This window comes from Acinetobacter tjernbergiae DSM 14971 = CIP 107465, assembly GCF_000374425.1.
GTDB classification, from domain to species: domain Bacteria; phylum Pseudomonadota; class Gammaproteobacteria; order Pseudomonadales; family Moraxellaceae; genus Acinetobacter; species Acinetobacter tjernbergiae.
Genome location: NZ_KB894368.1, coordinates 1 through 23,254, shown reverse-complemented (window position 1 = coordinate 23,254; position 23,254 = coordinate 1). Strand labels below are relative to the sequence as shown.

Genomic DNA, 23,254 nt, shown 5'->3' with positions numbered 1-23,254 from the left:
TGATCCGCTTTTTTTATGGCTAGAATTTATTGCACATTGATTTGATAAACAGCCGTTGAACCACTGACTTCATTACCCACTACCAGTAATGGCTTGCCATTTGGTGAGTCTTTCGCAGAGATGAAGATCAAACCTTCAGGCCCTAAATCACCCTGCTTTGCAGTATCAGTTTCAACAAAGTTACGTGTCGTAAAATATTCAATAAATTTTGGTTTATTCGGCGTACTGATATCATAAACCATGATGCCACTCATGCGTTCTAAACCAATAAAGGCAAAGGTTTTTTTACCAATTGTACCTATGGTAATACCTTCTGGCTCAGGTCCCTTATTGTCACTACGATCATCAAAAGCAACAGCTTCATGATTACTATTAAAGTATTTCGGAAATAATTCAGCTATTTTCTTTTCAAATTCGCTACCTGAATCCCAGAGTAGTTGACCTTGCGTATTCCAAATACTGAATGAACGTGCGCCATAGGTATAAAGCTTGTCATAGGTTAACAATCCATTGGTATCCAATTTCGGTGAACCATCGACGTTGGTTTGGTAACCCATATTCCAAGCAATATTTAAACGTCCTAACTGAGCATCATCACGGCAAGTTCCAACAGTAGTTGCTGTCGCTCCACAATATGCAAATATAACTGGGTTCAATTTTGCACCTTTCACACCTACTGCCAGTTTTTGTAGATGTGCAGGATAATCTCCATTTAAATTAAAGCCTTTACTATTAAATAAATGCTTCATACGAATACTTTCTACAAAGCCTTTGCTCGTATCACCAGCATAATACAAATTAGCGTCTTTTAACCACTCACGGGTATCACCTTCATTGGCTGTGACTAAATAAGTTTGACCATTCACCTGATAATTGGCAATAGAATCAGGTTGATACATCCCGACTAAACCTGCCCATGGTTTGATATTGATAATTCCCTTATCTTTATCTTTCGTATCAATAACACCATCACCATTACAATCGGTTTTTGGATCACAATCACGATCACTCACATCTAAAGCATTCTCAACCAAACTATGGTCTTTGTAACCTAATGGATAAATATCGGTGACTTTCTGTTGCGCGATATCTATTCTCGCAATCGCATTATTTTCTTGCAACGTGACCCAAGCAGTTTTGCTGTCTGCTGAAATTGTAATATATTCAGGTTCTAGATCCTGAGCCACTGTAGCATTAGGTCCAAAAATACGGATTCCTTTTGCAATTAAATCTGCTTTTTGAGTATTCCATGCTTTAAAGTCGACCACACTCAGTTTAGGCTGTTGGATATTATTGATATCAATGATACTGACAGAACCCTCAGGATCAACTGAATAATCATCATTTGGCTCAGCTTCATTTGCAACTAAAACCGTCTTTCCATCTGGGCTAAAAGTCAGCATATCAGGTAAAGCACCCACACTGATTTTACTGATAAAGCTTAAGTCTCTAGCATTAAAAAATACCACAATACCTGTATCGGTCTTATTACCTGCTTGTACAGCAATCGCAACGATACCATTTTTTACAGCAACGCTGTTTACATCAGAATTTGCTAAATAAGTTCGTGCAGAGAGCTCTGCAATATGTACTGGTTTTTCTGGTTTAGATGCATCCAAAACATCCACCAAACCTTTCTGTGCGTTCACTACAAATAAGCGTTTGCTTGCTGCATCATAAGCAGGAATTTCAGCGGCACTTTGGGCAAAAACGTTAGTTTCATAACGTCCCAACAAACTTAACTTAATGGTTTCAGGTGTTACTTCTACAACTTCTATTGAACTTGTACCGTTATCATTTTCATTACATGCAACTAATCCCACAGACAGCAAAGCTGTCAATAAAACTGAAATCTTAAATTTCATGATCAAATTCCATACATTTCTTGTGTATGGCTAATCTATTGGTTTGAGATTCAAATTCGATGACACTTTAATGTCAGTTCGATGACCACTCTTTGACAATTTTTGTCTTTATTTCAAATACAGTTACTTTAAACTAAAACGGACTTCTCATTTGCCACGGCTATGACAACGACCACTCATCAAACGGTACAACCTGAATTTCGCCTATTGGTACTCCTCGTTTCGATTGGCTTTTTCATGCAAGCCCTAGACACCACCATCGTCAACACTGCAATTCCAGCGATGGCTATTCAGCTTCATGAAAATCCTTTACAAATGCATAGCGTCATTGTCGCTTATGTATTATCTGTAGCCGCTTGTATCCCATTAAGTGGTTGGCTGGCAGATCATTTTGGGATTCGTAATATTTATCTCAGTTCTATGGTGATTTTCAGCTTGGCATCATTAGGATGCGGCTTGTCTCAAAATCTAGAACAACTCCTGTTTTTCCGTGTCATTCAAGGAATTGGCGGTGCATTGCTCATGCCTGTGGGCCGCTTGGCATTATTAAAATTAATTCCACGCTCACAATTTCTTTCTGCTATGAGTCTCATGAGTCTTGCGGGTCTCATTGGCCCACTGATGGGCCCTACTTTAGGAGGCTGGTTGGTTGAGGTGGCCACATGGCATTGGATTTTTTTGATTAATCTCCCAATGGGCATTCTCGGTATGATCATGACCTTGAAAATCATGCCGAATCAGAAAGAGCCAACGGTCAAAGCATTCGATTTAAGCGGTTTTATTTTACTCATGATAGCAATGGTGGGGCTGTCTTTAGGGATTGAAAATATTGCTGCATCACAATATTCAAATCTTGTCAGTATCAGCTTATTGTTGGTTGGCGTGATTGCCACAGTTAGCTATGCCTATCATGCTCATACCCATCAAAATGCATTATTTCATGGGCGTTTATTCCGTTACAAAATCTTCTCGATCGGTGTATTAGGTAATTTCTTTGCGCGTTTAGGCAGCAATGCAATTCCGTTTATTTTACCCCTCATGCTGCAAGTTGCTTTTGGCTTAGAACCGTTCGTTACAGGATTGATGATGATTCCGATGGTACTCGGTTCATTATTTTCCAAGCCCATTATTCGCCCCTTGATTCAACGTGTGGGGTATCGTCGTTTTCTACTCACCAATACCGTTTTAGTCGGACTGTGTATCGCCAGTTTCTCGTTAATGACCGCAATAACGCCACTTTGGCTGAAAGTCTTGCATCTGTTTCTCTTTGGTACGTTGAACTCACTACAATTTGTGGGCATGAATACCCTGACTCTGAAAGATTTGCCACAACACGATGCAAGTAGTGGCAACAGTTTTCTATCAATGATTATGATGCTGTCCATGAGTATTGGTGTCGCAATGGCAGGCACATTAATTAATCTATTCAGTCAGCATTTTCCAACAACATCAATCACGACCGCTTTCCATGCCACCTTGATGACACTTGGCTGTATGAACATCATTACGGCGTTGATCTTTTGGCAAATTCCGAAAGAGACCACCGACGAGTCTCCATAAGAGAATGTCTAGGATTACTCTCAATACATCATGTAAATTTGTGGAACAATTGAGCCATCAGATGATCAATCTAAAAGCTAAACCGAGTACAATCAATGTATGATCCATACTGCAAATCTAGTTATCACTGAGACATCGCATAATACTGAACGATATGATCAAGAAACTGACAAAATTTCCGCTGTCTAAACATTATCCGACGCTAAGCAGTGTCGGTTTAGCCATAATGCTCGGTGTCGTCAGTTATTTTGGGCTGTTCTATCAACAAAAAGCCGTAGCCCAAGACTATTCAATCCGTGGATTTGATGTTTCACATCATCAAGGTGAGATTAACTGGAAAAAAATCTCTCCGATGCAATATCAATTCGTGTATCTCAAAGCCACTGAAGGCGGTGATTTTAAGGATCGTAACTTTCAGCAGAATTGGCTCAAAGCACGTGAAAGAGGTTTACATGTTGGTGCGTATCATTTCTACCGTCTCTGCCGTGATGGCACTGTTCAGGCTGAAAATTTTATCGCTACTGTGCCAAAGAAAGCAGATGCCTTACCGCCTGTGATTGATCTTGAATATGACAGTAGTTGTATTAATACCTATACCAAAGAGCAGTTACTCAAAGAAATTCAGATCATGAATGATCAACTCCATAAACATTATGGCAAACAACCTATTTTTTATATTTCCAAGACTTTTTATCACATTGTACTCATGGGTAGTTTTAGCAATACCCCATTATGGGTGAGAGATTATGAGGGTAAACCTGAACTCAAAGATGGACGACAATGGTTATTTTGGCAACATAGCCAAAGTGGAAAGATAGAGGGTATTCCAAAACCTGTTGATCTGAATGTCTATGCAGAATCACCAAAACAGTGGCGAATCTTTTTAAAACAACAAGGCATCGTAGATGCCAAATGAGCTGCGCAAAATCATCCATATTGATATGGATGCCTTTTATGCATCGGTTGAACTCAGAGAACGCCCTGATCTCAACGGCTTACCTGTGGTGATTTCTTCACATCACCCTCGTGCCGTAATCGCAGCAGCATCGTACCCCGCTCGTGTCTTTGGTCTGCGCTCGGCCATGTCGATGGGGCAAGCTAAAAAACTCTGCCCTCAGGTTGTGGTGATTGAGCCTAATTTTGAAAAATATCGTGAAGTCTCAGCTCAAATTCATCAGATTTTCCAACAATACACTCCTCTGATTGAACCCTTATCTTTAGATGAAGCTTATTTGGATGTCACTGAAAACCTAAAAAATATTCCCAGTGCGACTGAAGTCGCAGCACAAATTCGTGCTGATATTTTTGCAATAACAGGACTTACGGCTTCCGCAGGGGTCGCCCCAAATAAATTTTTGGCAAAAATTGCCTCAGACTGGAACAAACCCAACGGTTTATTTGTGATTAAACCGCATCAAGTATTGAATTTTATTCAGGATTTAGCCCTCAATAAAATCCCAGGAGTCGGTAAAGTCACACACGAAAAATTGCATCAATTGAATTTGCATACGCTCGGAGATCTACAAAAGGTCGAAGAAAATGTCCTGATTCATCATTTTGGAAAATACGGCAAACAACTATATTTATATGCTCAAGGGATTGATCATCGTCCCGTCAAAGCAGAGCGAGAACGCCAACAAATTTCAAAAGAGATTACCTTTGACGATGATTACACGCTTGAGCAATGTCGTCACACATGGCAGCCACTAGCTGAACAAGTATGGCGAAGTTTGAATAAGAAACAACTCACGGCTCGCGGTGTGAGCGTCAAACTAAAATTAAAAAATTTTCAGGTCTTACAGCACAGTAAAAGCTTCAAGCAGGCATTACAATCTCAACAAGACTTAGCACAAGTGGTTTTGCAATTGCTCAATGAAATGCATATTGAACCTACTTTTCAATTCCGTTTAGTCGGCGTAGGCGTCTATCAATTACAACCCTTGCAGCAAGAATCACAGCTTTCTTTATGGTAGTGTCGTTTTTTTACACAAAAGCACGATTCAGACTAAAATTTATGTTTGCTTTTTATTCGGTTTTCAGTACTCTAAGCGGCGCAGTAACATTATCCTTGTTGCTTGCCCTTGCTAAAGAAATCCTCGCTTTTAGCATTTGCTCCTGTGGTTGGCGTGACGATCAAATCCGAATATTACAGGGCACTTCAGGTGTCCTTTTCTTATTTGTCTTTTATAAAAATTCTGAATACGGCTTTCCTCTTTCCTGACTTCAGTTAAACTGACATCATAAAATTAGAAAATATTGATTACTGATCATTATGAATCAAAAACAAATTCTCTGTATTGAAGATGAAGCTGCGATTCTGCTACCCCTTCGTTATGCGCTTGAACGTGAAGGTTGGAGTGTCAGTTGGGCAAATACAGGAATGCAAGCACTCGAATTACTTGCGCAACAATCCTTTGATTTTATTATTTTAGATGTGGGTTTACCTGATCTCAATGGTTTCGAAGTCTGCAAACAACTACGTCAAAAATATCAAACACCTTTATTATTTTTAACCGCTCGCGATGATGAAATTGATCGTGTGGTCGGTTTAGAAATCGGGGCTGATGATTATTGCACCAAGCCTTTTAGCGCACGAGAAATTGTGGCAAGAATTAAAGCAATATGGCGCAGAATGGAAGTACAAACGCAAAATATTCCACCACAACCACCAATCATTCAAACAGAAATTACGCTACACTCTGCCACTTGGATGTGTAATCCACAATCTCTACAAATTCAATATCATGGGCAAATGCTGCAGCTGACGCGTTATGAATATCGTTTGTTATTTTTACTAATTCAACATCCAGAACAAGTGTTTAGCCGTCAGCAACTCATGGACCATATTTGGGAACATCCTGAGCATAGTTTAGAACGGACGGTAGATACCCATATCAAAAGTTTAAGGCAAAAGCTTAAACAGATTACCCCTGATGATCCTATTCGAACGCATCGAGGGTTTGGATATAGTTTGGTAGGATTTTAATATTTAACTTTAAATCATATAGTTAAAATCACTAAACAGCACTTTTATTTTCTATTCGCAAGTAATTTCATATGCAATGAATGATTATTTAACACAACAGAAATTCGTTCGATAGCTGCTTTCATATGGATATCAGGATCAGAAAGTTGAATACCTTTAAATACGTCATTATTAAAAACAAAAGTGTTGAAGAAATTTAATTTTTCCAATTTTTCAAAAACTTCAAGAAAAGTTAGCTCGAAAAAATTACTGATAAATCCCCATAACTCATCAGTAGAGAAGCCATCCAAGTTAACATCCTCCAAGTACCCATCATAAAATACAAGATATAACTCGTCGATAAACTCATCAACAAGGTGTAAGAGGATAAAGTTTTACCAGATAAATCAGATTTCAGAAATTCAAGATGTTGATGACAAGCTCTTAATAATCTTTTTTTAAGCTCTAATTGTAATTCGATAACTTTCACTTAGAACTCAACCCTACATTTCATATTTATTTAATCTCTATTCAATTAACTTACTTAAGAATTCCGTAAGATTATCATTTCCTAATTGAAAACAACCAAAATCTAAATCAAAGTAGAATATTTTTCCTTTATTTTTTTGATCAAATCCAATACAAATTACTGCTTCTCCTAAAGTCCCTAGAAAAGGACATATATTACGCCCCTCTAAATAAGGCTTAAAATTACTAAAAATATGCTCTAATTCATCTTTAGGAAAAATCTCTTGTATCAAAATCATATTATCAGGAATTTTAGACTTAAGCTCTGGATACTCATTCACATCAATTTTCATAAAAATGATCTTTTCAAAAATGGGGGACACCCAAATTCCATTCAATAATTTTGCAATAATTTCAATGCTTTGCATACACAAGCTTTATTTAAAATAACTTTTAGCTATTATATCCATAAATAATGACAAGTAAAATTCAGCCATGTCCATCTTTATCCGCATTTGGTTTTTCTTTAGCTTGGTGGTGGTACTGAGTCTCAGCTTTATTGCCTATACCCTGACCCAACAAGTCAAACCCAATGTACGACAAGTGGTTGAAGATACACTGGCTGAAAATGCCAATATTATTGCGCAGTTGATTGCCGAAGATGTCGCTCAGCATCAAGTCGATACCCCTGAGTTTGATCAGAAGATTCAAGCTGCTTTATCACGTCAGCTCGATGCCACGATTTGGCAACATAAAAAAGATCAAATTAACCAACAACTATATATTACTAATCAACAGGGTATTGTCATCTACGATTCCGAAGGACAAGCCGTTGGGCAAGATTATTCTAAATGGAATGATGTTTACCTAACGCTACGTGGCAAATACGGCGCACGCTCTACTGCAACCGATCCTAATGATCGAAGTAGCAGCGTCATGCACATTGCTGCACCCATTATCTATAAACAACAATTGCTCGGTGTGGTGAGTATCGGGAAACCAAATCAATCGGTACAGCCCTATATTGAACGTGCTGAACAACAACTCATTCATCAAGCCTTGTGGATTGTGGCTCTTAGTTTATTACTTGCCAGTATGGTGGCTTATTGGCTTAAACATAGTATCGATCGGGTGCGGCGCTATGCCCAAGCACTCGCGCCTGTGAATCAAGCACCGTTTTTCTATTCAGCCAAAGAACTGAATCAAGTGACTCAAGCCCTCAGTGACATGCGAGAAAAACTGGAAGATCGTGCCTATGTTGAAAACTATGTCAATACACTCACTCATGAGCTGAAAAGCCCACTGACTGCCATTCAAGCCAGTGCAGAATTGTTACAGGATGATCTACCCTTAGAAGATCAACAGCAATTTGCAACACATATTGTTCAACAAGGTCAGCGTCTACAATCCTTAATCGAACGTATGCTATTACTGACACGACTCGAAAAAAATCAGCATGTTTTAGAATTTCAAATGCTTGATCTAAGCACACTGATTCAACAATGTTTTCAGCAACAACAAAGCGCATTACAGCGTAAACAGATACAGATACGGCTTGATCTTCCTGAACATTGCTCAATCTATGCTGACCCATTTTGGCTAAAACAAGCCCTCAATAATCTATTGGATAATGCGAGAGATTTCTGCCCTGAACAAGGCTTAATTGCAGTTCAAGTGAAAGAGCATAGCATTATGAACAGTATTGAAATTTTATTATTTAACCAAGCTGAAGCGATTCCTGACTATGCACTCGCTCGGGTCTTTGAGACTTATTTTTCACTACCACGTCCGCACAACCAACAACGAAGTACAGGAATTGGTCTTAGCATCGTGCAGCAAATTATCCAGCAACATCAGGGCAAAATTAGCATTCAAAATATCTCAGAAAATACTCTCGATTTCTTAGGAAATCATAGTTCTGGCGTACTAGTCACACTGACACTTCATACAAACTTCACATAAGCTTCAAGCGGAACTCATCCGAAGCGCATCTCGATTCAGGATACTTGTCATATCACAATGACAATGGATTCCACCATGCACCGTAATTTTATTAATCTCAAAATAGGAGCAATTCTGTTTCTTATTTTGGTCTTTTATATTGGTCTTTTCTTTATTTCAAATTTGGTGACTGAACGCCAAAGCTATCAACAACAAGTGATTCGGGATATTGCCAATGAACAAATTCGACCACAGCAAGTCATTGCACCTTATTTAAAACTTCCTTATCAAATGCAAACCACATGTACCAATGAAGAAAAGAAGACCTATGATTGTACTCAAACCGTTTTTGTTACTTTAGGAGCAGAAACAGCAGACTGGACAGCACAATTTGACGTATCAGACAGCACTTACAAACGTAATATTTATAAAGCCATCAGCTATCAAAATACGATGTCAGGTAAAGGGGTATTTAAAGCGGTCAGCAATGAATCTCAACGTAACTATCTCTGGGATCAGGCTGAGATTATCTTCCCGATTCAGGATGCACGTGGGTTAAATGCCAAACCCATGTTTAATATTGATGGTAAAGCCTATAAATTCGACTTTGCTGAACAAAGCCAAGGTCAGCAAGGTTTTGACCTCATGCATATCACCGCAAAACAATATCCTGAGTTAATCCAGAAATTTCAACAAGGTTTTAAATTCAATCTGCAATTCAAGCTAGAAGGACTGAGTGAATTTAGCTTTATTCCAACCAGTTATGAAATGACCTACCAAGCCGTAGGTAACTGGGGCGATGTCAAATATGATGGTCAAAGCTTACCGTTTAAAAAATCCAGTAAAAAACAACAGTTCTCAGCTGATTGGAAGAATATCGCTCTAGGTAAGCGTAATTTAGATAGTGTTTCGAAGTGTGAAAACAGTCAGTGCTTTTATCAACTTTTAAATAATCAAACCTATTCAGTTAGCGCGGTAGATGCAGCCTATGCCGCTAAAGACACATCTACAACCAATATTTCAGGGATTTCTGCTCAATTTTTAGAACCTGTAAATATCTATACCCAAACTGATCGCGCGATTAAATACGGCATCATGATCATTATTATTACCTTTGGTTGCTTCTTCTTATTCGAGGTTTTAAAAAGTCTCAAAATTCACCCTGTCCAATATGCGTTAGTTGCTATGGCACAAGGCGTATTCTTTGTATTGTTACTTTCAATCAGCGAATACTATGCTTTTGCATGGGCTTATCTCGTTGCTGCAATTGCCTGTATCAGTTTAATTACATGGTATTTGTACTTCGTCGTTCAAGGCTTTAAAGCTGCCCTGCTATTTGGTCTTATGCTGAGCACGCTATACGGCATGATGTATTTACTACTTCAATCCAGCGGCAAGACCTTCTTATTCGGTTCTATTCTTTCTTTCATCCTGATCGCCTGCGTCATGTTTATTACTCGTCATGTCAATTGGTATCAATCCGAACAACAAACCATATAAATCGAGTTAGGCGAAATTCTCATTTCACCCAAGCACTGAATCATATTAATAGGAAGAAAATGATGTACCCAACCACTTATTCAGCATTAAGCCAAATAAAACAGCTTTGCCCTGAGCATAGCTCTATCGCCACTTGCCTAAATCAACTACGCCAAGCCAAAATCCAGTTTCTCAATTTAGGTAATATGATTATTTGCCCACAACAACACTGTATTTTATTTTTTCAACAGCGTAATTTAATGGAAATAGAGACTTTTTCAGCCTGATTTAAACAAAATTACACAGCGACAAAAGGTCATCAAGTACAATTCTAGCAATTAACTTTGATGAGGTAATTTTTTATGACTGTGCAAAGACTTCATGTCACTTCACGTTATTGCGAAGTCGCAATTTCAGGAAACTTAGTTCATTTAGCGGGTCAACTGGCCGATGATACCAGTGTTGATGTGACTGCACAGACACAACAAACTTTAGATAACATTGATCGTCTACTTGCAGAAGCCGGCACAGATAAAACGCATATTTTATCTGTGCTGATCTTCTTAAAAGATATTGAAAATGATTATGCCGCGATGAATGCGGTTTGGGATCAATGGATTGCTGAAGGACACCCTCCTGCACGCACTTGTGTAGAATCTAAACTCTATACACCTGATGTGTTAGTCGAAATGACCGTCACAGCAGTACGTCCCTAATTAAGATGATTTTGCTGTAAGCACATTATATTTCATCACGCGCTCGGCTGGCGGTATTGCAGTTGGAGTCATCGCGTAGGGGCTAAGGGGTTCAAATAGATCAGGGACTAGGTTTTCACGCAACTCCTGCTCCGTTGGAATACTGCTATAACGCAATACTCTGTAACCCGCCAACTCTAATAAACTGTCTTGATAATGCTTCTGATGCAAACGATTGACATAAGACTCATCAGCAATTTCAATAATTGCAAGCACTTGATGTTGCTGATCGAGAACCACAAAATCAGCAACTAAACCCTGATACTTACGGCGCGTATGCGCATATTTTGTTGTCAGTAAAGCATCAAAAGATACGTGTGCCAGAATAGTATGCCGAGGCAAAACAGCCTGTAAACGCATCAGGGTAATTTGCTCAGAAATATTGAGAATACCACGACGCTTTAATGGACTATCCTGACGTCGATTTTCATGCAAACGTCGAAGTAAAAGTGCTGTAATTAACAGCAATCCAACTATTGTTATGAAATAGTACATCTAATGAATCCCTTTAGATTTTTTATAATCATTTTGGCTTTAAGCCATTTTTTTAATCAAAACTTCTAATCAATAGCGAGCGATAGTAAAGTCATTTTAGCAGTATTAACTTAAATTTTTTAATCGTATTATCCTAGTCGACCAAAGTCGTAAAAGCTTTCTGCCCTTTATTTATAATCATCACAAGCTAAATATTCAAGTTGATATTGTCAGTATATGTTTCTATAAATTGTAGTTTTATGAGTAGATTGTGACTATCTCACCATTTTTGTATAAAAAAGAAGGCATGATGACTCATACCTTCTTAAAATTCAGTTTAACGCGGTGCTTTAGACTTCGACTTTGGCTTCCCTGAAAATGGTCTTTTCTCACCCGTTTCACGCGGTGGCAACCCTGTATGTTGCGTGAGTATTTGACCTTTTTGTGGTCTTTTTTGACCCGACTGCGGACGTGATTGTCCTTGTTCAGAACGTTTTGCCGAATCACCAGCAACGGTCGAGTTTTTCTTACGTGCAGACTTATATTCACCCTCAGCCGTACCTTGTGGCTGATAGGTCGGAATCAAATGTTGTTTTGAATTTCCGATTAAATCTACCCGCCCCATTTCTTTTAAAGCTTCACGCAATAAAGGCCAGTTATTTGGATCATGGTAACGTAAAAATGCTTTATGTAAACGACGGCGTTTTTCACCTTTCACAATATCGACATTTTCAGTATAACGCGCCACTTTAGAGAGTGGATTCTTACCTGTGTAGTACATCGTCGTTGCGGTTGCCATAGGTGATGGATAGAAGGTTTGTACCTGATCGGCACGGAAACCATTCTTTTTCAACCAAATCGCCAAGTTCATCATGTCATAGTCGGTCGTACCTGGATGCGCCGCAATAAAGTAAGGAATTAAATATTGTTCCTTCCCTGCTTCCTTACTGAAACGCTCAAACATTTGTTTAAAACGATCATACGTCCCAATTCCCGGTTTCATCATCTTCGACAATGGACCTTGCTCGGTATGTTCAGGCGCAATTTTTAAATAACCACCCACATGGTGCTGTACCAGTTCTTTGACATACTCAGGGTTGAGTACAGCCAAGTCATAACGCAAACCTGAACCAATCAGAATCTTCTTCACACCTTTGATTTCACGTGCTTTACGATAAAGCTGAACCAATGGTGCATGATCGGTATGTAAGTTTTGGCAAACACCTGGATAAACACAAGACGGTTTACGGCAGTTCTTTTCAATCTCAGGATCATTACAGTGCAAACGATACATGTTTGCAGTTGGGCCACCTAAGTCCGAAATAATGCCTGTAAATTGAGGTGCAGTATCACGAATTTTTTCGATTTCACGCAAAATCGAATCTTCAGAACGGTTTTGAATAATACGACCTTCATGCTCGGTAATCGAACAGAAGGTACATCCACCAAAACAACCACGCATGATATTGACCGAGAACTTGATCATATCAAATGCAGGGAAACGGGCATCGCCATACGCTGGATGCGGTAAACGTGCATAAGGTAAATCAAACACATAGTCCATTTCCTCGGTCATGAGAGGAATAGGAGGTGGGTTAATCCAAACATCACGTTCACCATGACGCTGTACCAATGCACGGGCATTACCGGGGTTGGTTTCTAAATGCAGAATACGGTTGGCATGTGCATAAAGTACTTGATCATTCGCCACTTCTTCAAATGAAGGTAAACGAATGACTGCAAATTCACGTGGTGGCAATTTATGCTTAATTGCTTTTGAGGGCGCAGGTCTTAACTGCACAATTTGCGTATCTGGATCTAACTTATCGCCTTCACGCACAATTGGATTGGCAACGATCTCTTTTTGGAAGTTCTGATACTGTGCTAGTGAGTTGCCTTTTTCTTTTTCAACTTCACAACCATCAATATCTTCCGTCATCACATACGGGTTAATAATCTGATCAACACGCCCGATGGTATCGACATCATTACTCGCAATTTCAACGAATTTGGCTTTAGACTTTTTATTATGTTTATTCACAATAAATGCCGTGCCACGAACGTCAGTAATATCTTGGACTTTTTCACCCTTCGCCAAACGATGCATCACTTCGATAATCGAACGTTCACCATTGCCATACATTAATAGATCCGCTTTTGAATCCATTAAAACCGAACGGCGTACTTTATCAGACCAATAATCGTAATGAGCAATACGGCGTAAACTCGCCTCAATCCCACCGAGTAGGACAGGCACATCAGGAAAAGCTTCACGACAACGTTGGCAATAAACCGTTGCTGCACGGTCAGGGCGTTTATTCGCTTCATTATTTGGCGAATAAGCATCATCCGAACGAATTTTACGATCTGCCGTATAACGGTTAATCATCGAATCCATATTGCCTGCGGTAACTCCCCATGCAATTGTTGGTTTGCCCAAGACACGGAAACTTTCAGCATTGGTCCAATCTGGTTGTGCAATAATTCCAACACGGAAACCTTGTGCTTCGAGTACGCGACCGATCACGCCCGATACAAACGATGGATGGTCGATATAGGCATCACCACAAACCAAAATAAAGTCACACGCATCCCAACCGAGTTGATCCATCTCTTCTCGTGACATCGGCAAAAATGGTGCGGGTTCAAAACACGACGCCCAATATTTGTCGTAATCAAACAACGCTTTGGGCGCGGTCTGCATGGTATAGGCAGTAGACATGGCTTGCGAATCTCGGCTAGCTGAAATGCTGGGATAGCATCAAAGATGAAAGCCGATCATTTTAACATGAATTCCACTCATTTTTATAGGTTAAAAAACAAACAGTGTCATTTCCCCAAAAGGTATTTGTAACCATCTGAGGAAATAAAAGCATAAGGTGTTGATCATTATTCTTCTTCGTTTAAGAAACCTTCTTTAATCTCTGAAGGTAAATCTTGATGCCACCATGCATAAATAGAGGCTTTAATTTCTTCATCTTCATCAGGATCGTTCAATGGCTCATCATCTTCACGGATCAGTTCATCGCCCTCAAATTTGAACCAAAACTCCCATGGATCATCATCACCACAGCCCCAAGCTTGAGCATGAATATCAGGTAATAATCCTTTTAAAAATAATAAAATATTTTCAATGTTTTCATCACCATTTGAGCCATGTGTAAAATCGAGTACAGCAAACCCACCAACATAGTGCAGAGTCTCTGGTGTAAGATCATGTTCAATCGAATCAATCAAATCAACTAGTTCTTGAGTAATCTCATCCGCTTGCGGATTAATGAGTAGAGCTGTCTGAATGAACTTTTCTTCATCTCCATGATGTGTCGTAAATAAGACCTCTAATTGCCCCATGATTGTTGAGTCAGGATGTTTATAATAAACACGGCTATGTAATTCCATCTTATTTTCCCCAATTTTAATATTATCTCTACACCCAAATAGGTGCTTATTTAAATTACTAAATTTTCAGGACTTTTATCAAGTTTATGCGACTTTATTTGTCGTTTTATTTTCCTTTTTCATTAAGTGTATCGCGAGCACCAAACCGATCACTAAGACCATACCGACACTCAAGTTAATCCCCACCCAACCAAAGTTTTCCCAAATCAAACCACCACTACTGCCAAGCAAACTTGAGCCGATGTAATAGCAAAATAAATACAGCGAAGAAGCAACTGCCCGATATTGCACAGCTTGCACTGAGACCCAACTACTTGCAGTTGAATGTGCAGCAAAAAATGAAAACGTGAAAATCGTCAATCCCAGTAAAATTGCCCACAGCGACGGAATAAGCGTAATGAACAAGCCAACCATCATGCTAAATAGTAAAAAAGGCAGCACTTTTGCTCGACCATATTGATACCCCCATTGCGCAGCTTTCGGTGAACTATAAATTCCAGCAAGATAAGCAATCGAGATCAAACCAATCCATGTTTGTGATAAGTGAAAGGGAGCTTCCAACAAGTGATAACTAATGTAGTTAAACACGGTGACCAAGCACCCCATCAAAATAAAACCTTGGGCAAATAAAATCCTTAATTTGGGATCTTTTAAATTCTGTTCAAATGCCGCTTTAAAACGGGAAAATCGGAATGGATATGGTTTGAAATGTTGTGACTTTGGCAATAACAGATAAAATAAACAGGCAATAATAAAATTCAGCAAGCCAATAATATACGTTGCCGATTGCCAAGAAATAAAATCAACCAACACCCCTGCGATCAAACGTCCACCCATGCCGCCAATCGCTGTACCAGAGATATATAGCCCCATCGCAAAACCAATATCTTTCTGGGCAATTTCTTCCCCGATATAAGTCATTGCAACAGCAGCCACACCACTCACGGCTAAACCAATAAAGATACGGGTGCTAAGAAAAATTTCCCAAATTGGAAATGAGGCACTCATTAACAATAAAATCGAAACGAGGAATAAGGCACAAACCATAATTGATTTACGCCCAAAGCGATCAGAAATAAAGCCTGTAAACAGCAGTCCTATCGCCAAAGCAACGGTTGAAAAAGATAATGGAAAACTACTATGCGTCGGCGTGACCTGAAAGAATTTTGCAAAAATTGGCATCATCGGCTGTACACAATACAACGATGAAAATGACGCAAAACCAGCAAAGAACAAAGACCATAAAATCGCAGTAAATGATTTCGAACCATATTCAATATGGGTTGGGCGTAGCACTGACTCAGACATTCGGACTCCTTATGCCTGATCAGTATACGCTTTCAGCCAAAATGCGGAATGATCATTTCGGCTATTTTTACCCTCAACTTAAAATAACGCTTTCGGCAAACGAATCTGAATGATTTCATTATCATCAGCTTGCTTCGCATTACGTCCTGATGATCCTGGGAAATTGTTGTCATTCAGTACCGTCAGGGTCGTTGCATTTTCAATGACAACATCTTCAATGGTTTCAAATGGGAAAGCAAATACAGAACCAGTGCCAGTATCACCTTCTCGCACAGCACCAAATAAAGCATTCGGATTGGCAATTTTGATTAAATCGACTAGATCTTCACGCGCTACCACCTGCTTCGGCTCATTCAATTTAATCCGAATCAATTTCTTATAACCGCCTAGATTATTTTGGCTGGCATCACGTTCAATAATGATGCCTTCTTTGTCATTAAAAAGTTGGAAATCTCCAATGTTGGTCGCCTTACTATCAAGCACAAACCAATAGTACAGTCCCGTATAGGCTTTTTTCTGGAGATCGAACTGGGAAATCAACAATTTTCCCGTCGAATCATTCAACAATGGTTTTTCCAGTAAAGGATACAAATATTTGCCATCAGGTGAAAGCGCCATTCCTTCAAAACCACTACTCCGCCCAACCAAAGGCTCGACATAATTGATCTTGGCTTTATTGAACTGGTTTTGTGGTGAACGCAATTCTTGCGCTGGATTCAATGGACTTGGGAGCGGAATAGGTGCATCTAACAATATTCCCTCTGCTGAGAAATGTAACAGATAAGGACCAAACTCATCCCCAATCCAATAACTGCCATCTGCTACGCGTTGCATCGACTCAGGATCGAAATCTGCACCCGTCAATAAACGTTCCAAGGTATTGCCATTGATAATCTCAAAAGGAATTAACTTATTTGGATCGCGTAACTGAATAAAGCTTTGTACAGTGACCTGTCCTGTACCTTTCGCTTTGGTTTTAAAGTCAGGTTTTAATTTATAAATCCGAAGCAAGAAATCAGCTGAGTTATCTTGTGTACCAAAACCATTATCCGCCATCGCCATATAGCTGCCATCTTCATTTTTTAAAGCAGCAGAGAAACCTTGTACAGGTTGTCCTTTAAAAGGTGGATAGATGCCATTCGCACCACTCACTGCTTTACCAGAATCAGGACCTGCCGCATAAGTTGCCACAGGAAGTTTTGCAAAAGAAATAAGTGTTGGTTCTGTCACTTTGTCCGTCGATGTATTCCGATCTTGATTATTGTCATCATTATTACAGGCAGTTAAACCCAAAGTGCTACAGCAGAATAAGGCTAATAAAGTTGTCTTGTTCATAATTTTATATGTTTGGTAAAAATTAAAATAAATTTAAACAAGCTTTGATGACGTTTTTACTGCAATAAAATGAAGTCTTTATGGCGAAAAGATGACAATCTAAGCTAGGATTAGACCTCATCCAAGAAATATCACTAAAGTTTAGTTGGCTGATATTCGCCTGCAATCGCAGCAGTTAGGAAACTTTGAAAGGTTGGGCATTGCATATGATTTTCAGCGGGGCAAACCGCAGCGTGTCTGAGCCCCTCGCTAATAAAATGGAGTCGTCGTGCCATCTGCTCAAGTTGCTCTGCTTTATCATTCAACATTTTTCGATCTAGCTTAGGTTGACCATCTTGTCCAAACATCGTGACAATCTCATCCAAAGAAAATCCTGCCGCTCGCCCTAATGCAATCAATGCCAATTGATCTAGTACCTGTTTTGCATATTGACGACGTAAGCCCTGTCGCCCAATAGATTTGATTAATCCTTTTTCTTCATAAAATCGCAAGGTCGATGGCGCAACCTTTGCTTTTTTTGCAACTTCACCAATATCCATAAATACCTCTTGACTTCAAGTTGACTTGAACTTGCACAATCAATCTATCAGGTTTTGTTTGGAAAAGGTCAGGGTGATGAAATGAATATTTCTAAACTACTACTTTACATTTTGAGTCTAGGCATCGGTGCAACACTCATCATGGATATTGGGTTATTCATATTAAAAAAACTGAATATTCCAACCTTAAATTTTGCATTCCTTGGTCGGTGGGTAGGATCGATTTTCCAAGGCAAAATCATCCACGCATCAATTGCACGAACTCCTGAGATTCAACATGAATATGTATTGGGCTGGATTGCTCATTACAGTGTTGGGATCTTATTCGGATTGGGTTTCATCTTCATCACAGGGGAAGCTTGGTTACTGCAACCTCAATTTTATTCAGCCTTATTATTTGGGGGCATTAGCGTGCTCATCCCTTTCTTCATCATGCAACCTGCTATGGGTTCAGGCTTTGCAGCATCCAAAACACCACAACCATGGATCAATCGTATCAAAAGCTTGATCAATCACAGTCTCTTCGGGTGTGGTTTATTCCTCACCGCTAAATTATTAAATCTATTTAACTGAGGACTAAGCCATGAAATCAATTGCCATTATCTATCATAGCCGTCAAGGACATACCCAATTTATTGCTCAACAAATTCAAATTGGAGCAGCCAAAGTTGAGAATATGGATATTGATTTATTCACCGCAGAACAACTGATGTCTCACCCTGAATTACTCACCCAATATGATGGTTTAATTTGGGGGACACCCACTTACCTCGGTGGTGTCTCTGGAACATTAAAACAACTTATGGATGCTACAGGTCCCTTATGGAAGAAACAGAGCTTTAAAGGAAAGTTAGCTGCAGGATTTACCGTTTCTTCACTGCCCGCAGGCGATAAGCAATCTACACTGATTTCACTTTTCACCTTTTCGATGCAACACGGTATGATATGGGTTGGTAATCCTATTTTACCTGAGCAACATCAAGGTGTTCCGTATATGCAAGCGGCCAATCGTCTCGGGTCATGGTCTGGTCTTATGGCACAAGCTGAACATGCCAGTGCGGCAAATGCTTTTGATTTTGGCGATATCAAAACCGCTCAGTTGTTTGGACAAAATTTTGCATTGAGCTTAAGTGCATATCAAGGAGTGATGAACACGTGAAAGCAGCAAGTCTTTTATTTCCATTGATTTTATCCTGCATGATGTCTTTTTTAATCTCGGGCATCACCACATTAAAGGCAGTGGGGTTTATTGATAATTTCTTTGCGATGTGGATGTCTGCATGGATCGTGGCGTGGATGTTTGCCTTTCCTAGCGTATTGGTCTGCGCGCCAATTGCACAAAGATTGGTCGGTTGGATTCTGAAGAAACGTTAATCTTATCCCATCTACGACCTACACCTTGTAAGTAAAAGCCTACAGTGACTGTGGTGATTGGCGAATATCCCTGATGAGATTAATTCGCTAATATATCAAGCATAGAGAGACAGGATGTCTCATTCAGAACAACAAGAAACACAGGATGTGGTCGTTGACAGGAGTTGGCGGCAAGAAACCAAATATGAGAAAGCCTCGACAGGATGTCGGGGCTTTTTTATTCAGCTTAATATCTAAAACTAAACGATTTACCTCTATAGATTGCATTGACTGTCATCGACTTGCTCCCTACCATCCGCATGTTTTATAAATGACGGTCAAATTTTTCTACGATGATAATTTACAAAAACTTTTCTTTTTCTCGCTTTCACATTACTTTTGCTAAATTGAGTCTCATTTTTTTAAGTACGTACTTCACTGTCGCGTGTACGACAACCAAAGCACCTACAGTAAATCACTCCCAAAAACTGTCTTCTGGTATTCAAAACGCTTTTTCAGTATCACCAACAACCGCAAATCGAGTTGCTCCAATCATCCTGCAAACAGCTGAGCGTCATAATATTTCACCACATTTATTGGCTGCGCTAATTCGTCAAGAATCTAGCTATAGAACTCGTGCACGGTCTTCAGCAGATGCCGTAGGTTTAACCCAAGTACGCCCAAAATTCTGGCAACAGTTCTGCCCTGGTGATTTATATGATGAACACGTCAACATCAATTGTGGTGCCTATATTCTGGCAAACTACTATCAATCGACAGGTGATTGGTCAAAAGCTCTCGGCTACTACAATGTTGGCCCTACAGGTTACAGAAGAAGTCCCTATATGCGCCAGCAAGCTGAACGCTATGCCAGCTCGGTCAAACGCCATGAACAAAGCTTAAAAGAAGCGCTATAAAGTCCTATTGTAAGCAAAAGCCTACAATAACTGCAGTGATTGCCGAATATACTGAATAACAGAATTGACTTAATCTATTCATTACAGAGAGACAGGATGTCTCATTCAGAATAACAAGAAACACAGGATGTGGTCGTTGACAGGAGTTGGCGGCAAGAAACCAAATATGAGAAAGCCTCGACAGGATGTCGGGGCTTTTTTATGACTCACTCAAGTCCAATCATTACCGCAAAATAACTACTATTGACTCGCCTAAACTGAGTGCATACCATCCTTATACTTCTGTTTGGTATCGGGTTCTGGTTTTGCACATCACATCAACTTCTTCTGATCAACATATGGCTTTTAAACCGTTTGCTGCAATCATTTTAAAGATCAGCCTTGTTGTGCTTGCAATCAGTCTATCCGCCTGTAGCAGTTTAAGCGGATCCTTTGCCAATCGCTCGAATCAGCTTTCCTCAGGTTTGCAAAATGCGTATTCGGTTTCTCCGACTACGGCCAATCGCTTATCGCCAATGATCATTCAAAGTGCTGAGCGTTATGATATATCCCCGACTTTACTTGCGGCCCTGATCCGCCAAGAGTCTAATTACAACAGTTCAGCCCGTTCGCCAACGGGTGCAATCGGTTTAACCCAGATTATTTCCAGCCATTGGCGTCAGTCTTGTCCGGGCAATCTCTATGATGAGAATGTCAATATTAACTGTGGTGCACATGTGCTCTCGACCTACTATCGATCTGCTGGCAGTTGGTCTAAAGCAGTGGCTTATTACAATGTTGGACCAACAGGCTACGAACGCAGTTTCTGGACACGGCATAAAGCCAAGAAATATGCTCGCTCGGTCAAACGCCACGAAAAAACTTTAAAGAAAGCGCTTTAAAATCAATAAAAAATCATGCTTCAAGCATGGTTTTTTATGGGCTGAATAACGAAATTACGCTTCGTCAAACAAACCTTCAAATAAGACTGAAGATAAATAACGCTCACCGCTATCCGGTAAGATCACCACAATGGTTTTGCCTGCATTTTCAGGACGTTCAGCAATTTGCGCTGCTGCCGCTAATGCTGCACCACTTGAAATACCGACTAAAATGCCTTCTTGGGTTGCACACTTTCTTGCCCACTCAATTGCATCAGTGCTATTCACGGGTAAAACTTCATCAACCAAATCTAGGTCTAAGTTTTTAGGAATAAAATTCGCACCAATCCCCTGAATTTTATGTGGCGCTGGTGTGATGCTTTCCCCACGTTTGGTTTGCGTGATGATTGGAGATTCCGCAGGTTCAACTGCAACTGAATACAATGGTTTATTTTGAACTTGCTCAAAATAACGTGAAATACCCGTAATAGTACCACCTGTACCTACACCAGCAACCAAGATATCCACTTGACCATTGGTTGCCTGCCAAATTTCAGGGCCAGTGGTGTCGGTATGAATTTGTGGATTGGCTGGATTCTCAAACTGTTGTGGCAAGAAATATAGTTCTGGATTTTCAGTGGCTAAACGAACAGCCTCATCTACCGCACCTTTCATACCTTTGGCTGGGTCAGTCAGAACCAGATTTGCGCCTAAAGCTTTCAGTACTTTTCTACGCTCTAAGCTCATACTTGCAGGCATGGTTAAAGTAATTGGATAACCTTTTGCTGCTGCCACGAATGCCAAAGCAATCCCTGTATTGCCACTGGTTGGCTCAACAATATGCATACCTGTTTTAAGTACACCACGTTTTTCCGCATCTGCAATCAACGCTGCGCCAATACGACATTTCACCGAAAATGCAGGGTTACGGCTTTCTACTTTTGCCAATACTGTAGCATCTGATTTAATCAAGCGATTGATACGAACTAAGGGTGTATTACCTATCGCTTCTGCATTATTCGAGTAAACTGCTATACCTAAGTTGGCAGGCGTTGGAAATTGCTGATCGGTCGACATGTTATTTCCTTATTAGATTTGGAATGATTCTTAATCATTATAGGCCTGTCAGCCAAAGAGGAAAGTAGAAAACGTAAGATTTATGAAAAGTTATATTTTTTAATAATTTAGAGTTTAATGATTAGATGACGAAGCTTCTTTGTATTTGTTATTTTATATCCTAACTGAGACTGCTCTAAATCATACCCTATTATTTATTCATCATTACAACCTAACCACATGCCAATTGTATTCTTATCAATGACACATAAAAAATAATCCTGACTATGATTCGTCACAGGTTTCCATCCATTACCTATAAAATTACTATAATACCTAGGGTTAGAAAACCCCTTAAGAAACACATCAAGAATATGTTGTAGTTCCACTTTTTCTAATTTTTTATCAGAACCATAGCTAATAGCTTCATTTGCCATTTTCATAAAGAGTTCATTAAACTCCTTAATACATACCTCATGCAATCCCATTTCTGGTAAGGTTATATTTTCAGTATGACCTAGCCAAGGGTAAAAATCATATTCTCTTACCTCATGAATAACTAATTCAATAGCCTGATAATCAACTTTATTGGAAATATTAGGGGTATGTACATATCCCAAATAACAGTCTTCCCATATCTCTCTATGTTGCTCAAAAATTTCTTTAATTTCTTTTCTTCCTTCTTATAAAAATCACTCATTCTCCCAATAAAAAACACCCCCTAACCGCTAGGTTAGGGGGTGTTAGAGTTTAAAAGCTGGCGATGACTTACTCTCACATGGCAAACGCCACACTACCATCAGCGCTAAGAGGTTTCACTTCTGAGTTCGGGAAGGGATCAGGTGGTTCACTCTTGCTATTGTCGCCAGCAAACTGTTGTGGTGCTTTGGGGTCTTATTCACATTACTTAATAATGTATGCCTTACTTACGAACCAAAGAGTTATTAACGGATTAGATAATTGGTCTGTATTGTAACTAG

At 39.6% G+C, this 23,254-nt stretch carries 24 protein-coding genes and 1 rRNA gene; 13 read left to right on the top strand and 12 right to left on the bottom strand.

From position 1 onward, the window contains the following. Positions 1-26: 26 nt before the first annotated feature. Entirely contained in the window at positions 27-1,865 is a 1,839-nt protein-coding gene (locus C502_RS0112205; protein ID WP_018679105.1) for a choice-of-anchor I family protein, read from the bottom strand. 162 nt (positions 1,866-2,027) lie between these two features. Here C502_RS0112205 and mdtD point away from each other — a divergent pair, with 162 nt between their 5' ends. The 4 genes from mdtD to creB all read left to right on the top strand — a co-directional run bounded on the left by mdtD (position 2,028) and on the right by creB (position 6,411). Next, on the top strand, positions 2,028-3,425 hold the full coding sequence (gene mdtD / locus C502_RS0112200; protein WP_018679104.1) for a multidrug transporter subunit MdtD: 1,398 nt from the start codon (positions 2,028-2,030) through the stop codon (positions 3,423-3,425). A gap of 154 nt (positions 3,426-3,579) precedes the next feature. After that, positions 3,580-4,341: a glycoside hydrolase family 25 protein gene (locus tag C502_RS0112195; protein WP_023274622.1), complete on the top strand. Its 762-nt coding sequence runs from the start codon at positions 3,580-3,582 to the stop codon at positions 4,339-4,341. A gap of 1 nt (position 4,342) precedes the next feature. Continuing rightward, positions 4,343-5,398, top strand: a complete 1,056-nt coding sequence (gene dinB, locus C502_RS0112190) for a DNA polymerase IV (RefSeq protein ID WP_026315796.1) — start codon at positions 4,343-4,345, stop codon at positions 5,396-5,398. 296 nt (positions 5,399-5,694) lie between these two features. Then, complete coding sequence (gene creB / locus C502_RS0112185) at positions 5,695-6,411, top strand: two-component system response regulator CreB (protein WP_154650421.1); 717 nt, start codon at positions 5,695-5,697, stop codon at positions 6,409-6,411. Between the two features lie 44 nt (positions 6,412-6,455). Here creB and C502_RS0112180 read toward each other — a convergent pair whose 3' ends face one another. Continuing rightward, positions 6,456-6,701, bottom strand: coding sequence for a hypothetical protein (locus C502_RS0112180; RefSeq protein ID WP_018679100.1), 246 nt, complete (start codon positions 6,699-6,701; stop codon positions 6,456-6,458). 216 nt (positions 6,702-6,917) lie between these two features. Then, a complete protein-coding gene (locus C502_RS0112175) occupies positions 6,918-7,286 on the bottom strand; it encodes a hypothetical protein (protein WP_018679099.1) in 369 nt (122 codons plus the stop codon). Positions 7,287-7,353: 67 nt separating this feature from the next. On the opposite strand from C502_RS0112175, the gene creC reads away from it, so the two are divergent. The 4 genes from creC to C502_RS0112155 all read left to right on the top strand — a co-directional run bounded on the left by creC (position 7,354) and on the right by C502_RS0112155 (position 10,994). Further along, positions 7,354-8,820, top strand: a complete 1,467-nt coding sequence (creC, locus tag C502_RS0112170) for a two-component system sensor histidine kinase CreC (RefSeq protein ID WP_018679098.1) — start codon at positions 7,354-7,356, stop codon at positions 8,818-8,820. Positions 8,821-8,895: 75 nt separating this feature from the next. Continuing rightward, positions 8,896-10,299 (top strand): cell envelope integrity protein CreD, encoded by a 1,404-nt coding sequence (creD, locus tag C502_RS0112165; RefSeq protein ID WP_018679097.1) that lies wholly within the window; start codon positions 8,896-8,898, stop codon positions 10,297-10,299. 62 nt (positions 10,300-10,361) lie between these two features. Next, complete coding sequence (locus C502_RS0112160; RefSeq protein WP_018679096.1) at positions 10,362-10,565, top strand: hypothetical protein; 204 nt, start codon at positions 10,362-10,364, stop codon at positions 10,563-10,565. Between the two features lie 75 nt (positions 10,566-10,640). After that, positions 10,641-10,994 carry a RidA family protein gene (locus C502_RS0112155; protein ID WP_018679095.1) on the top strand — a complete coding sequence of 118 codons (354 nt, stop codon included), beginning with the start codon at positions 10,641-10,643 and terminating at the stop codon, positions 10,992-10,994. Here the strand turns inward: C502_RS0112155 and C502_RS0112150 are convergent, their stop codons facing one another. From C502_RS0112150 to C502_RS0112125, 6 genes are all read right to left on the bottom strand, one after another. Further along, positions 10,995-11,528, bottom strand: coding sequence for a DUF2726 domain-containing protein (locus C502_RS0112150; protein WP_018679094.1), 534 nt, complete (start codon positions 11,526-11,528; stop codon positions 10,995-10,997). A 316-nt stretch (positions 11,529-11,844) separates the two neighbouring features. Continuing rightward, positions 11,845-14,229, bottom strand: coding sequence for a YgiQ family radical SAM protein (locus C502_RS0112145; protein ID WP_023274625.1), 2,385 nt, complete (start codon positions 14,227-14,229; stop codon positions 11,845-11,847). Positions 14,230-14,396: 167 nt separating this feature from the next. Then, positions 14,397-14,906, bottom strand: coding sequence for a hypothetical protein (locus tag C502_RS0112140; RefSeq protein WP_018679092.1), 510 nt, complete (start codon positions 14,904-14,906; stop codon positions 14,397-14,399). Between the two features lie 84 nt (positions 14,907-14,990). Then, on the bottom strand, positions 14,991-16,214 hold the full coding sequence (locus C502_RS18310) for an MFS transporter (RefSeq protein WP_018679091.1): 1,224 nt from the start codon (positions 16,212-16,214) through the stop codon (positions 14,991-14,993). Positions 16,215-16,292: 78 nt separating this feature from the next. Continuing rightward, on the bottom strand, positions 16,293-17,549 hold the full coding sequence (locus C502_RS0112130; protein WP_018679090.1) for an esterase-like activity of phytase family protein: 1,257 nt from the start codon (positions 17,547-17,549) through the stop codon (positions 16,293-16,295). 134 nt (positions 17,550-17,683) lie between these two features. Beyond that, positions 17,684-18,088: a helix-turn-helix domain-containing protein gene (locus C502_RS0112125; RefSeq protein ID WP_018679089.1), complete on the bottom strand. Its 405-nt coding sequence runs from the start codon at positions 18,086-18,088 to the stop codon at positions 17,684-17,686. Positions 18,089-18,169: 81 nt separating this feature from the next. Between C502_RS0112125 and C502_RS0112120 the strand changes: the two genes are divergently transcribed. From C502_RS0112120 to C502_RS0112100, 5 genes are all read left to right on the top strand, one after another. Further along, entirely contained in the window at positions 18,170-18,661 is a 492-nt protein-coding gene (locus C502_RS0112120; RefSeq protein ID WP_018679088.1) for a DUF2938 domain-containing protein, read from the top strand. 10 nt (positions 18,662-18,671) lie between these two features. Continuing rightward, on the top strand, positions 18,672-19,247 hold the full coding sequence (locus C502_RS0112115) for a flavodoxin family protein (RefSeq protein ID WP_018679087.1): 576 nt from the start codon (positions 18,672-18,674) through the stop codon (positions 19,245-19,247). Beyond that, positions 19,244-19,462, top strand: a complete 219-nt coding sequence (locus C502_RS0112110) for a DUF2798 domain-containing protein (RefSeq protein ID WP_018679086.1) — start codon at positions 19,244-19,246, stop codon at positions 19,460-19,462. Before C502_RS0112115 ends, C502_RS0112110 begins: the two co-directional genes overlap by 4 nt. Before the next feature lie 332 nt (positions 19,463-19,794). Beyond that, positions 19,795-20,358, top strand: coding sequence for a lytic transglycosylase domain-containing protein (locus tag C502_RS0112105; RefSeq protein ID WP_018679085.1), 564 nt, complete (start codon positions 19,795-19,797; stop codon positions 20,356-20,358). Positions 20,359-20,696: 338 nt separating this feature from the next. Then, complete coding sequence (locus tag C502_RS0112100; protein WP_018679084.1) at positions 20,697-21,239, top strand: lytic transglycosylase domain-containing protein; 543 nt, start codon at positions 20,697-20,699, stop codon at positions 21,237-21,239. Positions 21,240-21,293: 54 nt separating this feature from the next. Here C502_RS0112100 and cysK read toward each other — a convergent pair whose 3' ends face one another. From cysK to rrf, 3 genes are all read right to left on the bottom strand, one after another. Further along, positions 21,294-22,295, bottom strand: a complete 1,002-nt coding sequence (gene cysK, locus C502_RS0112095) for a cysteine synthase A (RefSeq protein WP_018679083.1) — start codon at positions 22,293-22,295, stop codon at positions 21,294-21,296. A 194-nt stretch (positions 22,296-22,489) separates the two neighbouring features. Next, complete coding sequence (locus tag C502_RS0112090; protein WP_018679082.1) at positions 22,490-22,894, bottom strand: hypothetical protein; 405 nt, start codon at positions 22,892-22,894, stop codon at positions 22,490-22,492. Positions 22,895-23,029: 135 nt separating this feature from the next. After that, a 5S ribosomal RNA gene (gene rrf, locus C502_RS0112085) occupies positions 23,030-23,144 on the bottom strand. Between the last annotated feature and the right edge of the window lie 110 nt (positions 23,145-23,254).

Excerpts from the sequence above, each read along its gene's own strand:
- C502_RS0112205 (WP_018679105.1), bottom strand. The coding sequence starts at position 1,865 with ATGAAATTTAAGATTTCAGTTTTATTGACAGCTTTGCTGTCTGTGGGA.
- mdtD (WP_018679104.1), top strand. The coding sequence starts at position 2,028 with ATGACAACGACCACTCATCAAACGGTACAACCTGAATTTCGCCTATTG.
- C502_RS0112195 (WP_023274622.1), top strand. The coding sequence starts at position 3,580 with ATGATCAAGAAACTGACAAAATTTCCGCTGTCTAAACATTATCCGACG.
- C502_RS0112175 (WP_018679099.1), bottom strand. The coding sequence starts at position 7,286 with ATGCAAAGCATTGAAATTATTGCAAAATTATTGAATGGAATTTGGGTG.
- creC (WP_018679098.1), top strand. The coding sequence starts at position 7,354 with ATGTCCATCTTTATCCGCATTTGGTTTTTCTTTAGCTTGGTGGTGGTA.
- creD (WP_018679097.1), top strand. The coding sequence starts at position 8,896 with ATGCACCGTAATTTTATTAATCTCAAAATAGGAGCAATTCTGTTTCTT.
- C502_RS0112160 (WP_018679096.1), top strand. The coding sequence starts at position 10,362 with ATGTACCCAACCACTTATTCAGCATTAAGCCAAATAAAACAGCTTTGC.
- C502_RS0112155 (WP_018679095.1), top strand. The coding sequence starts at position 10,641 with ATGACTGTGCAAAGACTTCATGTCACTTCACGTTATTGCGAAGTCGCA.
- C502_RS0112150 (WP_018679094.1), bottom strand. The coding sequence starts at position 11,528 with ATGTACTATTTCATAACAATAGTTGGATTGCTGTTAATTACAGCACTT.
- C502_RS0112145 (WP_023274625.1), bottom strand. The coding sequence starts at position 14,229 with ATGTCTACTGCCTATACCATGCAGACCGCGCCCAAAGCGTTGTTTGAT.
- C502_RS0112140 (WP_018679092.1), bottom strand. The coding sequence starts at position 14,906 with ATGGAATTACATAGCCGTGTTTATTATAAACATCCTGACTCAACAATC.
- C502_RS18310 (WP_018679091.1), bottom strand. The coding sequence starts at position 16,214 with ATGTCTGAGTCAGTGCTACGCCCAACCCATATTGAATATGGTTCGAAA.
- C502_RS0112130 (WP_018679090.1), bottom strand. The coding sequence starts at position 17,549 with ATGAACAAGACAACTTTATTAGCCTTATTCTGCTGTAGCACTTTGGGT.
- C502_RS0112125 (WP_018679089.1), bottom strand. The coding sequence starts at position 18,088 with ATGGATATTGGTGAAGTTGCAAAAAAAGCAAAGGTTGCGCCATCGACC.
- C502_RS0112120 (WP_018679088.1), top strand. The coding sequence starts at position 18,170 with ATGAATATTTCTAAACTACTACTTTACATTTTGAGTCTAGGCATCGGT.
- C502_RS0112115 (WP_018679087.1), top strand. The coding sequence starts at position 18,672 with ATGAAATCAATTGCCATTATCTATCATAGCCGTCAAGGACATACCCAA.
- C502_RS0112105 (WP_018679085.1), top strand. The coding sequence starts at position 19,795 with ATGATAATTTACAAAAACTTTTCTTTTTCTCGCTTTCACATTACTTTT.
- C502_RS0112100 (WP_018679084.1), top strand. The coding sequence starts at position 20,697 with ATGGCTTTTAAACCGTTTGCTGCAATCATTTTAAAGATCAGCCTTGTT.
- cysK (WP_018679083.1), bottom strand. The coding sequence starts at position 22,295 with ATGTCGACCGATCAGCAATTTCCAACGCCTGCCAACTTAGGTATAGCA.